General features: G+C 56.6%; 15 protein-coding genes. 12 read left to right on the forward strand and 3 right to left on the reverse strand.

The annotated features are described in order from the left end of the window. Nucleotides 1-83: 83 nt before the first annotated feature. Entirely contained in the window at nt 84-2,636 is a 2,553-nt protein-coding gene (gene mrcA, locus ACMWLG_RS13115; protein ID WP_045357640.1) for a peptidoglycan glycosyltransferase/peptidoglycan DD-transpeptidase MrcA, read from the reverse strand. A gap of 120 nt (nt 2,637-2,756) precedes the next feature. Here mrcA and ACMWLG_RS13120 point away from each other — a divergent pair, with 120 nt between their 5' ends. The 12 genes from ACMWLG_RS13120 to trpS all read left to right on the forward strand — a co-directional run bounded on the left by ACMWLG_RS13120 (nt 2,757) and on the right by trpS (nt 12,722). Further along, nucleotides 2,757-3,533, forward strand: coding sequence for a hypothetical protein (locus tag ACMWLG_RS13120; RefSeq protein ID WP_045619598.1), 777 nt, complete (start codon nt 2,757-2,759; stop codon nt 3,531-3,533). Then, the gene (locus tag ACMWLG_RS13125) at nt 3,530-4,024 is read left to right on the forward strand and encodes a PilN domain-containing protein (protein ID WP_045619595.1); all 495 of its coding nucleotides are present in this window, start codon (nt 3,530-3,532) and stop codon (nt 4,022-4,024) included. The genes ACMWLG_RS13120 and ACMWLG_RS13125 overlap by 4 nt, the downstream gene beginning before the upstream one ends. A 3-nt stretch (nt 4,025-4,027) precedes the next feature. After that, on the forward strand, nt 4,028-4,483 hold the full coding sequence (locus tag ACMWLG_RS13130; protein ID WP_045403371.1) for a hypothetical protein: 456 nt from the start codon (nt 4,028-4,030) through the stop codon (nt 4,481-4,483). Then, the gene (locus ACMWLG_RS13135; protein WP_045403373.1) at nt 4,473-4,877 is read left to right on the forward strand and encodes a HofP DNA utilization family protein; all 405 of its coding nucleotides are present in this window, start codon (nt 4,473-4,475) and stop codon (nt 4,875-4,877) included. The genes ACMWLG_RS13130 and ACMWLG_RS13135 overlap by 11 nt, the downstream gene beginning before the upstream one ends. Then, entirely contained in the window at nt 4,789-6,027 is a 1,239-nt protein-coding gene (gene hofQ, locus ACMWLG_RS13140) for a DNA uptake porin HofQ (RefSeq protein WP_045403375.1), read from the forward strand. The genes ACMWLG_RS13135 and hofQ overlap by 89 nt, the downstream gene beginning before the upstream one ends. Nucleotides 6,028-6,313: 286 nt before the next feature. Beyond that, nucleotides 6,314-6,835, forward strand: coding sequence for a shikimate kinase AroK (aroK, locus tag ACMWLG_RS13145; RefSeq protein WP_003861630.1), 522 nt, complete (start codon nt 6,314-6,316; stop codon nt 6,833-6,835). A 57-nt stretch (nt 6,836-6,892) separates the two neighbouring features. After that, the gene (gene aroB, locus ACMWLG_RS13150; protein WP_045403378.1) at nt 6,893-7,981 is read left to right on the forward strand and encodes a 3-dehydroquinate synthase; all 1,089 of its coding nucleotides are present in this window, start codon (nt 6,893-6,895) and stop codon (nt 7,979-7,981) included. A gap of 92 nt (nt 7,982-8,073) precedes the next feature. Further along, on the forward strand, nt 8,074-9,372 hold the full coding sequence (damX, locus tag ACMWLG_RS13155; protein ID WP_045403381.1) for a cell division protein DamX: 1,299 nt from the start codon (nt 8,074-8,076) through the stop codon (nt 9,370-9,372). A gap of 67 nt (nt 9,373-9,439) precedes the next feature. Then, on the forward strand, nt 9,440-10,252 hold the full coding sequence (dam, locus tag ACMWLG_RS13160; protein WP_023309480.1) for an adenine-specific DNA-methyltransferase: 813 nt from the start codon (nt 9,440-9,442) through the stop codon (nt 10,250-10,252). Between the two features lie 41 nt (nt 10,253-10,293). Beyond that, nucleotides 10,294-10,971 (forward strand): ribulose-phosphate 3-epimerase, encoded by a 678-nt coding sequence (gene rpe / locus ACMWLG_RS13165; RefSeq protein ID WP_024907923.1) that lies wholly within the window; start codon nt 10,294-10,296, stop codon nt 10,969-10,971. Next, complete coding sequence (gene gph, locus ACMWLG_RS13170; protein ID WP_033146807.1) at nt 10,964-11,725, forward strand: phosphoglycolate phosphatase; 762 nt, start codon at nt 10,964-10,966, stop codon at nt 11,723-11,725. Before rpe ends, gph begins: the two co-directional genes overlap by 8 nt. Next, nucleotides 11,718-12,722: a tryptophan--tRNA ligase gene (gene trpS / locus ACMWLG_RS13175; RefSeq protein ID WP_023309477.1), complete on the forward strand. Its 1,005-nt coding sequence runs from the start codon at nt 11,718-11,720 to the stop codon at nt 12,720-12,722. Before gph ends, trpS begins: the two co-directional genes overlap by 8 nt. A gap of 143 nt (nt 12,723-12,865) precedes the next feature. Here trpS and ACMWLG_RS13180 read toward each other — a convergent pair whose 3' ends face one another. Both ACMWLG_RS13180 and cysG read right to left on the reverse strand, forming a co-directional pair. Further along, entirely contained in the window at nt 12,866-13,036 is a 171-nt protein-coding gene (locus ACMWLG_RS13180) for a YhfL family protein (RefSeq protein WP_008503029.1), read from the reverse strand. A gap of 143 nt (nt 13,037-13,179) precedes the next feature. Then, nucleotides 13,180-14,553, reverse strand: a complete 1,374-nt coding sequence (gene cysG, locus ACMWLG_RS13185; RefSeq protein ID WP_045357620.1) for a siroheme synthase CysG — start codon at nt 14,551-14,553, stop codon at nt 13,180-13,182. Nucleotides 14,554-14,678 lie beyond the last annotated feature (125 nt).

Below are 14,678 nucleotides of genomic sequence, written 5' to 3' on the forward strand. Positions count from 1 at the left end.
TGATGCCCTCACCCCAACCCTCTCCCACGGGAGAGGGAGTAAACACAAAACCGGCAACCAGAGGTTGCCGTTTTGCTTTGTTGTCAGAACAGCTCGTGCGTCTCGCCGTTATCAATAATCTCTGTCCCCACCTCGTGCACCGCCTGCGTGGTTGGCTGCGTGCCCTCGATGAAATACTCTTCGCGACTATTACCGCCGTTGGCGAGCTGACCGGTGCTGCGGTCGATATTAACCGTCACCACGCCTGGCGGTGGCGTTAACGGCTGCTCCGGCACGCCTTCAAGAACGGACTTCATGTAGGCGTCCCAGGCCGGCTGCGCGCTCTTCGCACCGCCTTCGTAGCCGGAGATCTGATCCTTAATCGCGCCGGAGGCCGTTGTACGACCTAAGTCACGGCGGTGATCGTCGAAACCGATCCAAACCGATGTCACCACGCCCGGGCCGTAGCCGGAGAACCACGCGTCTTTCGAGCTGTTGGTTGTCCCCGTTTTACCGCCGATATCATGGCGCTGCAAATCACGCCCTGCGCGCCAGCCTGTGCCCTGCCAGCCCGGTTCACCGAAGATGTTGGTGTTCAGCGCGCTTTTGATCAGGAAGGACAGCGGCGTGTTGATCACATGCGGGGCATACTCCGGCGCGCCGGTCTGTGCCACCAGAGACTGGTTAGCCTGCTCGAGCTGCGGCTGCGGCACGACGCCGTTCTGCTGCTCCTGAGACACGGCAGGGTCTTCCATGTCCTTGTTTTCAAGCACGTCGGATTTCGGCGTATTGCCATAAATGACCGGAATATCGCAGTCAGGGCAGGCAATCTTCGGCTTCGCTTCGAACAGCACGCCGCCCTGATCGTTTTCAATCTTGCTGATGAAGTACGGATCAATCAGGAAGCCGCCGTTGGCCATCACCGAGTACCCGCGTGCGACCTGAAGCGGCGTAAACGAGGCGGAGCCTAACGCCAGCGACTCGGTGCGAACGATGTTCTGCGCCGGGAAACCGAAGCGCTGCAGATACTCTGCGGCATAGTCGACGCCCATCGCGCGCATGGCGCGCACCATCACCACGTTTTTCGACTGTCCCAGGCCCTGACGGAGACGAATTGGGCCGGCATACTCCGCAGGGGAGTTCTTCGGCTGCCAGTCGGAACCGGCACCGGCATCCCAGCGGGAGATTGGCACGTCGTTAAGGATGCTGGCGAGGGTCAAGCCTTTATCCATTGCTGCCGTGTAGAGGAACGGTTTGATATTGGAACCGACCTGACGCAGCGCCTGGGTGGCGCGGTTAAATTTGCTCTGGTTGAAATCAAACCCGCCGACCAGGGCCAGGATGGCACCGTTCTGTGGATTGATAGAGACCAGGGCCGAGTTGACGTCCGGCACCTGTGCCAGCCACCAGGATTCGCCTACCTTCCGCACCCAGATTTGCTGTCCGGTCTGCACGGCATCGGTCACTTTACGCGGCGTTGCGCCCTGCAGGGTATCCGAGCGGTAAGGACGCGCCCAGCGGATACCGTCCATACGCAGCGAGACGGAAGTACCGTCCGCGAGCGTCGCAACGGCTTCCTGAGGATCGGCCTGCGTCACCACGGCAGGAAGGAGCGGACCATAGGTTGGCAGCGCCTTCAGCGTACTGGTGATTTTTTTACTGTCCCACGCGCTTTCGCCCACTTTCCAGAGCACGTTTGACGGGCCGCGATAGCCGTGACGCATATCGTAGTCCATCACGTTGTTCCGCACCGCTTCCTGAGCCGCCTGCTGGACCTTACGGGTGACGGTGGTGTACACGCGATAGCCATCTTCATAGGCCTTGTCACCATAGCGATTCACCATCTCCTGACGAACCATTTCGGTCAGGTAAGGGGATGCGAAGGCGATTTCAGGGGCGTGGTAGTTAGCGTCAATCACATCGTTACGCGCCTGGTCGTACTCGCTCTGGCTGATGTAGCCTTCGCTCAGCATACGTGACAGAACGACGTTACGGCGCGCGGTGGCGCGATCGAGCGAGTAGAGCGGGTTAAACGTGGACGGCGCTTTCGGCAGACCAGCAATGGTTGCCATTTCGCTTAAGGTGAGTTGCTCAACGGGCTTACCGAAGTACACCTGTGCGGCAGCCCCCACGCCATAGGCTCGGTAACCCAGGTAGATTTTGTTGAGGTACAGCTCAAGGATTTCGTCTTTGCTCAGCAGCTGCTCAATACGGATCGCGAGGAACACCTCTTTGATCTTACGTATCAGCGTCTTTTCAGGGCTGAGGAAGAAGTTACGCGCCAGCTGCTGCGTGATGGTACTTGCCCCCTGAGAGGCGTGACCAGAGAACAACGCAATGCTCGCGGCACGGAAAATCCCCACCGGATCGACACCGTGGTGCTCGTAAAAACGGCTGTCCTCCGTGGCGATAAAGGCTTTTACCATCACGGGTGGAATTTGGTTTAAGGTCAGCGGAATACGACGCTTCTCGCCATACTGCGCCATCAGCTCGCCATCGGCGCTATAGACTTGCATCGGGATCTGGAGGCGCACATCGCGAAGCGTGGCGACATCAGGTAGCTGTGGCTCAATATATTTGTACAAACCGTAAATCGAGCCTGCTCCCAGCAGAATGCAACAGACTGCAAGGATGAATAAATACTTTACGAACTTCACCGGAGATTTCCCATTTGGTTTCACTTGGGCAGTTTCTAAACAATCGCGCGGTAGTATAAAGGCAAGCCTGATTCATTGATATAGCCGTCAACCCGACGGGCGATAAGGAGATCGTGAAGCATGGCTTTCAAAATATGGCAAACGGGCGTTCATATTCAACAGGATAGGGTGCTGATCGTCGCCCTGGCCCGGGAGAAGTTGGGCTGGTGCATGCGCCGCTGGTGGGCGATTCCTCTGGACGAGGGCATCATTCGTGACGGCAAAATTTGTCAGCCAGAACAGCTGGTTGATGCGTTACGCGACTGGCGCAAAACGCTGCCGCACTACCATCGGGTATTCCTCTCTTTCCCGGCAGCACGCACTCTGCAACGGGCGCTCCCCCGCCCGACCGTTGCGCTGCGCGACAGCGAGCAGCTCTCATGGCTTGGTGCGGCGCTCGCGCGCGAACTGGAGATGTCTGCTGATACGCTCTGTTTCGATTACGCGCAGGATACCTTCAGCAATACCTTTCACGTGACCGCCGCGCAAAACAACGAGATCGACACCCTACTGGCACTGGCGAAAACGCTGCGTTTGCGGCTGGTGGCCATTACGCCGGATGCCAGCGCGCTGGCGAATCTTCTTCCCGCGGTGGCGCCAGCGACGTGCGTCGCCTGGTGGGACGATCGGCAGTGGCTGTGGGCGATGCGCCACCAGTGGGGACGCCGCATTACCACAGAAGCCGAAAACGTGTCTGAGCTTTCAGCGCTGCTGGGGCTTGGTTCGGATGACATCGCGCTGTTTGATAGCCGACGTGATCCGTGGGAAATCCTGGAACGCTGCCATGCCCCGCTACCGGACTGCGGCGCTGATTATACCGTTGCGCTGGCGTTGGCCATGAGCGAGGTGCCCGGATGAGCATCATGAACTTTCTGCCCTGGCGACAGCAGAGACGCGCGCGATGCCTGCACTTCTGGGGCGGAATGTGTGTCGGCACCGTGCTGTTAATGTTCGCGATCATTTTCTGCCTGCGGATAAACCCTCTTATGAGGCTGCACGCGCTGCAAACGGAGCTGACGGGAACGCAGACCGTGCAGCATGCGCTTGCCTCCCGGCAGAAACTCGCCTCACAGGCGCAGAAGCCAGCGCAGACCCTTCAACGACGCGCATGGCAACCGGTGCTGGAGTCCCTTTCCCGCGCCACTCCTTCACAGGTCTGGCTGACAGAGCTTCGCTATCAGCCTCCTGCTCTGACGCTGAGCGGGTATGCCATAACCCTGTCAGCCCTGTCTGCTCTGCGCGATGCGCTGGGCCAAATAGCGGATTTTACGCCCGGGACGACGGGTGAGCTTCGGCAGGACAGCCAGGGGCGATGGATGTTCACCCTTCATCTTAAAAGCGAGGGGTAACGCGTGGATACCCTGTTAGAACGCTGGTGCGAAAGCCGTCCCTGGAATCGGGTGCTCTTCTGGTTTCTGGCGAGCCTCCTGGCTGGACTGGCAGCGTGGGGCACCATGCTCAGACCGGTAGACGGGCAGAGTGCCGAACGACAACGCCAGCTGATTCAGGACGTGAGGACGAATGCAGCGTTATGGTCTGCCGTCAGAAAGACGCCGTTTCGTCCGAAAATAACGGAAGCACTGGAGAAGACGCCGTTCTCCCCGCTCGATTTTCAGGGCGATGACGAGAAGCTCGTTCACTGGAAGCCGCTACAGAACGGAGGAGAACTGATGCTTGAGGTGGAGTGGCAGGCTATCCCGGCGCTTTTTTCCCGGCTGACGCAGCGGGATGTGCAGATCGCCGCTTTCGCGATTACACCACATGGCACAGCGTTGCGCCTGCGGCTGGAGCTAGAACATGCGAAATAGCACGCGATGTTTGCTGGTTTGCTCTGCGCTGCTACTGACCGGTATGCGCGATCCCTTTCACCCGCCGGACGATCCCTGCGCCATTGCCGAGGTGGCGCAGTGGCACTATCGCGGCATGGTGGGAGGACAGCAGGCTATCGGCATTTTACAGGATGGGCAAAAGCGCTGGTATCGGCTGAAAACGCATGAGCGCTTTCCGGCAGGCTGGACGATAACAACCATCAATGAAACGGAACTGGTTGTTGATGTGGGTGACACATGTGAACCAGGAAAATGGACGTGGCAACGAGAAGGAACGGATAAGAATGAATTTACGGATAATGCTGTGGCTGCTGGCGTTCAGCCATCCGCTGTGGGCCGCCGCGCCAAAACCGGTCACGCTGGTGGTGGATGACGTTCCTGTAGCCCAGGTACTACAGAGTCTGGTTGCCCAGGAGAATAGAAATCTGGTGATATCGCCTGATGTCGGCGGCACGCTTTCGCTCAACCTGACGCGCGTCCCCTGGCGTCAAGCGTTACAGACGGTTGCCACCAGCGCTGGCCTTGTTTTGCGAGAGGAGGACGGCATTTTTTATGTGCATACCGCGGCCTGGCAGCGTGAGCAGCAGGAACGTTCAGAACAGGAGCGAACGCGTCGACAGCTTGATGCGCCGCTGGTGTCTCACAGCATCGCTTTGTCCTATGCCGATGCCGGAGAGCTGCAAAAAGACGCGGAAAAGCTCCTGAGCCCAAAGGGAAGTTTGTCTCTCGACAAACGCACCAACCGGCTGCTGATTCGGGATAACCAGACGGTGGTGGAGACGCTGCAGCGCTGGGCCGCTCAGATGGATATTCCAGTCGAACAGGTCGAGCTGGCGGCGCATATTGTGACCATTAATGAAAAAAGCCTGCGTGAGCTGGGGGTGAAGTGGAATCTCGCCGACGCCGCCGACGCGGGCAAGGTTGGCCAGCTCACCACGCTTGGCAGCGATCTATCCGTCGCCAGCGCCACCAGCCACGTGGGTTTTAACATCGGACGGATCAATGGTCGGCTGCTGGATCTGGAGCTCTCTGCGCTGGAGCAAAAACAGCAGGTCGATATCATCGCCAGCCCGCGGCTGCTGGCCTCGCATATGCAGCCGGCCAGCATCAAGCAGGGGAGTGAAATCCCGTATCAGGTCTCAAGCGGTGAAAGCGGGGCAACCTCCGTTGAGTTTAAAGAGGCGGTATTAGGAATGGAGGTCACACCGGTGGTCTTACCGGGTGGGCGCGTGCGCCTGAAATTGCACATCAGCGAAAATATGCCGGGACAGGTTCTGCAGCAGGCTGACGGCGAAACGCTGGCGATCGACAAACAGGAGATAGAAACCCAGGTGGAGGTAAAAAGTGGAGAAACGCTGGCGTTGGGCGGAATTTTTTCGCAGAAGAACAAAACCGGCAGCGACAGCGTGCCTGGGCTGGGGAAAATCCCCTGGCTTGGACAGCTTTTTCGCCACGATGGTAAGGATAATGAACGGCGCGAGCTAGTGGTGTTTATTACACCACGTCTGGTCGGTATTCGCTGACGGGTAACGATCCCCGCAATGATTTTGCATTCAGTTTGTTGCAGATGTTTGACGTGGGGCATGAATTAGCATACAAGGAGTACCGATTTGAGTTGGACTTACGTCTTATTACCTTATGCGCCCGACGCGGTGATTTAATCAGTTGCCAAACAAGCCGGAGTATTGAGATAATTTTTAGTCTGACTCTCGCTCTATTGCATATGAGGTTTCAGTTCATGTCCTGCTACGCTGGGTGTCTGCGAAGCGGGGATTACCATTAACGAATAGTCTTAGTAGTACCGATAAAATGGCAGAGAAACGCAATATCTTTCTGGTTGGGCCTATGGGTGCCGGCAAAAGCACTATTGGGCGTCAGTTAGCTCAACAACTCAATATGGAATTTTACGATTCTGATCAAGAGATTGAGAAACGAACCGGAGCTGATGTGGGCTGGGTTTTCGATGTAGAAGGCGAAGAAGGTTTCCGTGACCGAGAAGAAAAAGTGATCAACGAACTCACGGAAAAACAGGGCATCGTTCTGGCAACAGGCGGCGGTTCTGTGAAATCTCGCGAAACCCGTAACCGTCTCTCCGCCCGTGGCGTAGTGGTCTATCTTGAGACGACTATCGAGAAACAGCTGGCACGTACGCAGCGCGATAAAAAGCGCCCGCTGCTGCAGGTTGAAACGCCACCACGCGAAGTTCTGGAAGCATTGGCCGATGAACGCAATCCGCTGTATGAAGAGATTGCCGATGTGACCATTCGTACTGACGACCAGAGCGCTAAAGTGGTTGCAAACCAGATTATTCATATGCTGGAAAGCAACTGATTCTGGCTTTATATACACTCGCCTGCGGGTAAAAGCATTAAAGGTGGATGTCGCGTCATGGAGAGGATTACAGTTACTCTCGGGGAACGTAGTTACCCTATCACCATCGCGGCTGGTTTGTTTAACGACCCAGCTTCCTTTTTACCACTGAAAGCGGGTGATCAGGCGATGCTGGTCACCAATGAGACGCTGGCTCCGCTTTATCTCGACCGCGTACGCCACCTGCTTGAGCAGGCGGGCGTAAAAGTCGACAGTGTGATTCTCCCCGATGGCGAGCAGTATAAAAGCCTGACGGTGCTGGATACCGTCTTTACCGCATTGCTGCAAAAACCGCACGGTCGCGATACAACACTGCTTGCCCTGGGTGGCGGTGTTGTGGGCGATCTGACCGGCTTTGCGGCCGCAAGCTATCAACGTGGCGTCCGTTTTATTCAAATCCCGACCACGTTGCTGTCCCAGGTCGACTCCTCTGTGGGTGGCAAAACGGCAGTCAACCATCCGCTCGGCAAAAACATGATTGGCGCGTTCTACCAGCCCGCATCGGTGGTGGTCGATCTCGACTGTCTGAAAACGCTGCCGAAGCGCGAGCTGGCTTCGGGTCTGGCGGAAGTGATCAAATACGGCATTATTCTTGATGGCGAGTTCTTTAGCTGGCTTGAAGAGGATATGGATGCGCTGCTGTGCCTGGATGAGGCTAAACTGGCATACTGCATTCGTCGTTGTTGTGAACTGAAAGCAGAAGTTGTTGCAGCAGACGAGCGTGAAACGGGCTTACGTGCTTTACTGAATCTTGGGCATACGTTTGGCCACGCCATTGAAGCCGAGATGGGTTACGGCAACTGGCTGCACGGTGAAGCCGTCGCGGCCGGTATGGTCATGGCAGCCCGCACCTCTGAACGTCTGGGGCAGTTTAAACCTGAAGAGACGGCGCGCATCATTGCGCTGCTTGAACGTGCAGGTTTGCCGGTAACCGGGCCGCAGGAGATGTCGGCGCAAGCGTATTTACCCCACATGATGCGCGATAAAAAAGTATTGGCAGGTGAGATGCGTCTTGTACTCCCGCTTGCAATAGGGAAGAGTGAAGTGCGCGGCGGAGTGCCGCACGATGTCGTTCTTGGCGCTATCGCTGATTGTCAGCAGGCGTAACAACTAGAAAGGTCAGGCCACTGTCGCAGGTGGTCGTTTAGCTTCAGGTGAAATGCAAAGTCGTTAGCATAAGCCTTTGAGTGGGGTGTTAAATGGATGAATTCAAACCAGAAGACGAGCTGAAACCCGATCCCAGCGATCGTCGTACTGGTCGTTCTCGTCAATCTTCAGAACGTGATAACGAGCCGCAGATCAACTTTGACGATGTTGATCTGGATGCAGACGATCGTCGCCCTTCGCGCAGCCGCAACGCGCACGAAGAGCGAGCAGAAGAGGATTATGAGTCCGAAGAAGATTCAATGGACGAACAGCCTGTAGAGCGTCGCCCGCGTAAACGTAAAAAAGCCGCTGCGCCGAAACCGGCTTCCCGCCAGTACATTATGATGGGTCTTGGCGTTCTGGTGCTAGTGCTGCTGATTGTCGGCATTGGCTCCGCGCTTAAAGCACCGTCAACGAACTCAACCGAGCAAACTGCTTCCGCTGAGAAGAGCATCAACCTGTCCGGTAACGATGCGACTAATCAGGCGAATGGCGCACAGCCTGCGCCGGGTGCGACTTCCGCAGAGCAGACCGCAGGTAACACCACAGCGCCGCAGGATGTTTCTCTACCGCCCGTTTCTTCAACCCCTGCTCAGGGTCAGGCACCTGCTACGCCTGAAGGCCAGCAGCGCGTAGAAGTTCAGGGAGATCTGAACAATGCGCTGACGCAGCCGCAGAACCAGCAGCAGGTTGATAACGTCGTGGTTAACTCTACGCTGCCAACTGAGCCGGCAACCGTTGCCCCGATTCGCGGTGGTAACGCTCAGCCACAAACGGCTGCGACGGAAACCAAACCGCGCCAGACGCAAGCTGCGACGCGTCCTGAACGTAAGCAGGCGGTGATTGAGCCTAAGCGTGAAACCAAACCTCAGGCAGTCGTGAAAGCGCCTGAAGTGAAAGCTGCACCGGCACAGCCGAAACACACCGAAACGGCTGCGGTGAGCGAGCCTGCTAAAGCGCCAGTCACGCAGACCGCGCCGAAAGCAACGGCGACCACAGCTGCACCTGCAGCAACAGCTCCGGCAGCCACGGCAGCAGCCTCCAGCGCCGCAGCAGGCAAAACGGCAGGTAACGTTGGCTCGCTGAAGTCTGCGCCATCCAGCAACTACACGCTGCAGCTGAGCAGTTCGTCTAACTATGACAACCTCAACGGTTGGGCGAAGAAATCAAATCTGAAAAACTACGTTGTTTATCAGACGACCCGCAACGGTCAGCCGTGGTATGTGCTGGTCAGCGGCGTTTATTCGTCCAAAGATGAAGCGAAACGTGCCGTAGCGGCACTGCCAGCTGATGTTCAGGCGAAAAACCCGTGGGCGAAGCCGATTCATCAGGTTCAGGCCGATCTGAAGTAATGTTTAAAGCGCAGGATGCTGTCGGAGCTTTCTCCACAGCCGGAGAAGGTGTAATCAGTTAGTCAGCATGAAAAAAAATCGCGCTTTTCTGAAATGGGCAGGGGGGAAATACCCCCTGCTCGATGATATTAAAAAGCACCTGCCAAAAGGCGAGTGTCTAATCGAGCCTTTCGTAGGTGCGGGATCGGTGTTCCTCAACACCGATTTTTCTCGTTATATCCTGGCGGATATCAACAACGACCTTATCAGCCTCTATAACATTGTTAAGCTGCGTACCGAAGAGTATGTCGCAGAGGCGCGCAAACTGTTTACGCCGGAGAATAATCACCCGGACGTTTACTACCAGTTCCGCACCGAGTTTAATCAGAGCCAGGATCCGTTCCGCAGAGCGTTGCTGTTCCTCTATCTCAACCGTCATGGTTACAACGGCCTGTGCCGCTATAACCTGCGCGGGGAATTTAACGTGCCGTTTGGTCGCTATAAGCGTCCGTATTTCCCGCAGGACGAGCTGTACCACTTTGCCGAAAAAGCGCAGAACGCAGAGTTTCATTGCCTCTCATATGAAGAGTGTATGGAACTGGCAGGCGTAAACTCGGTGGTTTACTGTGACCCGCCTTACGCACCACTGTCTGCAACGGCGAATTTCACCGCTTATCACACCAACAGCTTCAGCCCGGCCGAGCAGGCTCGTCTGGCGGAGATGGCGGAAAAGCTGGTCAGCAAAAGAATTCCGGTGTTAATTTCGAATCACGACACGCCTGATACGCGCGAATGGTACAAAGCCGCGAAGCATTTTCAGGTCAAAGTGCGGCGTAGCATTAGCAGCAACGGCGGCACACGTAAAAAGGTGGACGAACTTCTGGCTCTTTATCGCCCCTGAGCCGTTTTGCCCGCCGGTAAACACATTTCAAGGAGAAGCGGATGAAACAGTTTTTGATTGCTCCCTCAATTCTGTCGGCCGATTTTGCCCGCCTGGGTGAAGACACCGCCAAAGCTCTCGCGGCTGGCGCAGATGTGGTCCATTTCGACGTGATGGACAACCACTACGTCCCTAACCTGACCATTGGCCCAATGGTGCTCAAGGCATTACGCAACTATGGCATTACCGCGCCGATCGACGTCCACCTGATGGTGAAGCCTGTCGATCGCATCGTGCCTGATTTCGCCGCAGCGGGTGCCAGCATCATCACTTTCCATCCGGAAGCCTCTGAACACGTGGACCGCACGCTGCAGCTGATCAAAGAGAACGGCTGCAAGGCGGGCCTGGTGTTTAATCCGGCCACGCCGCTGAGCTATCTCGACTATGTCATGGACAAGCTGGATGTGATTCTGCTGATGTCCGTTAACCCGGGCTTTGGCGGTCAGTCGTTTATCCCCCACACGCTGGATAAGCTGCGTGAGGTGCGCCGTCGTATTGACGAGTCAGGCTACGATATTCGTCTGGAAGTGGACGGCGGTGTGAAAGTGAATAACATTGGTGAAATTGCGGCAGCCGGTGCGGATATGTTTGTTGCCGGTTCAGCCATTTTCGACCAACCGGATTACAAAAAAGTCATTGATGAAATGCGCCGCGAGCTGGCGAAGGTAAGTCATGGATAAATTGCAGGCAATTCGGGGTATCGCATTTGACCTCGACGGCACGCTGGTCGACAGCGCGCCGGGCTTAACGAGCGCCGTAGACCAGGCGCTGTACGCCCTTGAACTCCCCGTTGCGGGGGAAGAGCGCGTGGTAACGTGGATTGGCAACGGTGCCGATGTTCTGATGGAGCGCGCGTTGACGTGGGCGCGTCAGGAGCGCGCGTCGCAGCGTTCCGCGCAGGGTAAACCGAGCGTTGACCACGCTGACATCCCTAAGGATGAGCAGCTGCGGATTCTGCGCAAACTGTTCGATCGTTTCTACGAAGAGACCGTCGAGGAGGGCAGCTTCCTGTTCCCGGACGTTCAGGAAACGCTGAGCGCGCTGCACGCGAAGGGCATTCCGCTGGGGCTGGTGACCAACAAACCGACGCCGTTTGTTGCGCCTCTGCTGGAAGCGCTGGATATCGCTAAGTATTTCTCCGTGATTGTGGGCGGTGACGACGTGCAGAACAAAAAGCCGCATCCGGAACCGCTGTTGCTGGTGGCAGGAAAATTATCCTTAACCCCTGCGGAGCTGCTCTTTGTTGGGGATTCGCGCAATGATATTCTGGCTGCCCGAGCGGCAGGGTGTCCTTCCGTCGGATTAACCTATGGCTACAACTACGGTGAAGCCATCACGCTAAGTGAGCCGGATGTGGTCTTCGACCACTTCAAAGATTTGTTGCCCGCCCTCGGGCTTTCGCACAGTGAACATCAGGAATTGAATAATGACTAAGCCCATCGTTTTTAGTGGCGCACAGCCTTCAGGTGAATTGACCATTGGTAACTACATGGGTGCGTTACGTCAGTGGGTCAGCATGCAGGATGAGTACCATTGCATTTACTGCATCGTCGATCTCCACGCGATTACCGCGCGTCAGGATCCTGAGAAGCTGCGTAAAGCCACCCTGGATACGCTGGCGCTGTACCTGGCCTGCGGCATCGATCCTGAGAAGAGCACCATTTTCGTTCAGTCTCACGTGCCGGAGCACGCGCAGCTGGGCTGGGCGCTGAACTGCTACACCTATTTCGGCGAGCTGAGCCGCATGACGCAGTTCAAGGATAAATCCGCACGCTACTCTGAAAACATCAATGCCGGTCTGTTCGACTATCCGGTGCTGATGGCGGCAGACATCCTGCTGTATCAAACCAACCAGGTGCCGGTGGGTGAAGACCAGAAGCAGCATCTGGAGCTGAGCCGCGATATCGCCCAGCGCTTTAACGCGATTTACGGCGATGTGTTCAAAGTGCCAGAGCCGTTTATTCCGAAGTCCGGCGCGCGCGTGATGTCGCTGCTGGAGCCGACCAAGAAGATGTCCAAGTCTGACGATAACCGCAACAACGTTATCGGCCTGCTGGAAGATCCGAAATCCGTCGTCAAAAAGCTCAAGCGCGCGGTCACCGACTCTGACGAGCCGCCTGTGGTGCGCTACGACGTGCAGAACAAAGCGGGCGTTTCCAACCTGCTGGATATCCTCTCCGGCGTGACTGGCCAGAGCATTCCTGAACTGGAAAAACACTTCGAAGGCAAGATGTACGGCCACCTGAAAGGTGAAGTGGCAGACGCCGTTTCCGGTATGCTGACCGAGCTGCAGGAGCGTTATCACCGCTACCGTAACGACGAAGCTTTCCTGCAGAAGGTGATGAAAGACGGCGCGGAAAAAGCCAGCGCGCGTGCGTCCGAAACCCTGAAAGCGGTGTACGAAGCGATTGGGTTTGTGGGTAAACCGTAGGTAAAAGCAAAACGGTAACCACGTTACCGTTTTTAGGGTTTGTTCCCTCTGCCTGTGGGAGAGGGTCAGGGTGAAGGCATCAGACCGCACTTCCCTAAACTAAAAAACCGGGAAATCCCGGTTTTTTTACGCCTGAAAATCGCTTACTGCTGCGCCGCCGGGCCGCAACCGCCGATGATCTTCGAAATGGAGATCGCCGGGTGCAGCAGGTAATCGTAGCTGCAATTATTTTTGGTGTTCTGTACATGACCGGTGCAGGCAGTCAGAGTCGATAACAGGCCAACCAGAACGGCGGCTTTTGCCAGTTTGAACATACGCATTCCTTGTCTTAAAAACGAAAGTTGGATGTAACTCAAGGGAGTAAAGGGAGAAATTCCACTTCGGGGCGGTATGTTATCGACAGCGGTAAGAGGGGAGTAGTCCACATAAGGACTACTCCGCAAAGGAAGAATATGCGTTAGTGATTTGAGAACCAGTTCAGCTTCTCGCGCAGCTCAACCACGCGACCCACCACAATCAGCGCCGGGCTTTCGACCTGCTGCGCCAGTTCACCGAGCTGCGTCAGTACGCCATCCACCACGCGTTGCTTGATGGACGTACCGTTTTCCACCAGCGCAACCGGCATATCAGCCTCCATGCCGTGCTCCAGCAGCTTCGCCTGAATCGTAGCGGCCTGGTTTAGCCCCATGTAGAAGACCAGCGTCTGCTTTTCCGCGGCCAGGTTATGCCAGTCCAGCTCGCAGCCGGTTTTCAGATGGCCCGTTACCAGACGCACGCTCTGGGCATAGTCACGGTGGGTCAGCGGAATGCCAGAGTAAGCTGAGCAGCCGGATGCCGCCGTAATGCCCGGCACCACGGAGAACGGAATGCCCGCGTCACACAGGGTTTCCAGCTCCTCGCCGCCGCGACCAAAGATAAAAGGATCGCCACCCTTAAGGCGCACCACGCGCTTACCTTTCTGCGCCTCGCGCAGCAGGATCTGGTTAATCTCCTCCTGCGGAACGCAGTGATAGCCCGCCCGTTTGCCTACGAAGACGCGGTCGGCATCGCGGCGTACCAGGTTCATGATGTCATCAGAGACCAGGCGATCGTAAACCACGGTATCGGCCTGCTGGATCTGCTGTAGCCCTTTCAGCGTCAGCAAGCCTGCATCGCCGGGGCCTGCGCCCACCAGCACCACTTCGCCGCGATGGTCCAGCGGCTCGCTCAGCAGCTGTTCGGTCGTCTCTTCAACGGCTTTGGTGTCCTGATTCGCCAGCGACTGCGCCAGCCTGTCGTTCACAAAGAATTTTTCCCAGAAGCGACGGCGCTCGCCAACGGTCGAGAAGGTTTGCTTCACGCGGGAGCGGAGCTGCCCGGCGTAATGGGCAATCTGACCAAGGTGCTGCGGCAGCACGGCCTCCAGCTTTTCCCGCAGCAGGCGGGCGAGAACCGGCGAGCGTCCGCCGGACGATACCGCAATCATCAGCGGCGAGCGGTCGATAATCGACGGCATGATAAAGCTGGCCTCTTTCGGCGCATCGACCACGTTACAGAAGATTCGGCGCACTTCGCAGGCGTCGCTGACGCGCTGGTTCACTTCATCATCATCCGTCGCGGCAATCGTCAGCCAGCAGGTATCGAGCAGAGATTCATTAAACTCACCCTGTTCCAGCGTGAGCATCCCTTCCTGGGCCCAGACCTCAAACTGTGGGGCGAAGGTGAGGGCGTTGACGGTGAGCCGGGCGCCAGCCTCTAACAGCAGGCGCGCTTTGCGTTCAGCCACGTCGCCGCCGCCCACGAGAAGGCAGTCGCGGTTGCGTAATTGACAGAAAATCGGCAGGTGATCCACGACGTTACCTCGCAGCTTTCATGGAGGGGGTAAGAATTGACGTCAGGATAACAGCAGGAATCGTACAAAACATACGGTTTTTCCTGCCGTTACCCATAAGGGGTCATAAGCTTTTCGTATTGAAA

The sequence above is a fragment of the Enterobacter sp. 01-M-02-SI-ECC genome (assembly GCF_047530595.1).
Taxonomy (GTDB): domain Bacteria; phylum Pseudomonadota; class Gammaproteobacteria; order Enterobacterales; family Enterobacteriaceae; genus Enterobacter; species Enterobacter cloacae_M.

What these genes read in the sequence shown, in the direction of transcription:
- ACMWLG_RS13180 (WP_008503029.1), bottom strand. Translation starts at nt 13,036, where the DNA reads ATGTTCAAACTGGCAAAAGCCGCCGTTCTGGTTGGCCTGTTATCGACT.
- dam (WP_023309480.1), top strand. Translation starts at nt 9,440, where the DNA reads ATGAAAAAAAATCGCGCTTTTCTGAAATGGGCAGGGGGGAAATACCCC.
- ACMWLG_RS13125 (WP_045619595.1), top strand. Translation starts at nt 3,530, where the DNA reads ATGAGCATCATGAACTTTCTGCCCTGGCGACAGCAGAGACGCGCGCGA.
- damX (WP_045403381.1), top strand. Translation starts at nt 8,074, where the DNA reads ATGGATGAATTCAAACCAGAAGACGAGCTGAAACCCGATCCCAGCGAT.
- ACMWLG_RS13120 (WP_045619598.1), top strand. Translation starts at nt 2,757, where the DNA reads ATGGCTTTCAAAATATGGCAAACGGGCGTTCATATTCAACAGGATAGG.
- trpS (WP_023309477.1), top strand. Translation starts at nt 11,718, where the DNA reads ATGACTAAGCCCATCGTTTTTAGTGGCGCACAGCCTTCAGGTGAATTG.
- hofQ (WP_045403375.1), top strand. Translation starts at nt 4,789, where the DNA reads ATGAATTTACGGATAATGCTGTGGCTGCTGGCGTTCAGCCATCCGCTG.
- rpe (WP_024907923.1), top strand. Translation starts at nt 10,294, where the DNA reads ATGAAACAGTTTTTGATTGCTCCCTCAATTCTGTCGGCCGATTTTGCC.
- aroB (WP_045403378.1), top strand. Translation starts at nt 6,893, where the DNA reads ATGGAGAGGATTACAGTTACTCTCGGGGAACGTAGTTACCCTATCACC.
- gph (WP_033146807.1), top strand. Translation starts at nt 10,964, where the DNA reads ATGGATAAATTGCAGGCAATTCGGGGTATCGCATTTGACCTCGACGGC.
- aroK (WP_003861630.1), top strand. Translation starts at nt 6,314, where the DNA reads ATGGCAGAGAAACGCAATATCTTTCTGGTTGGGCCTATGGGTGCCGGC.
- ACMWLG_RS13135 (WP_045403373.1), top strand. Translation starts at nt 4,473, where the DNA reads ATGCGAAATAGCACGCGATGTTTGCTGGTTTGCTCTGCGCTGCTACTG.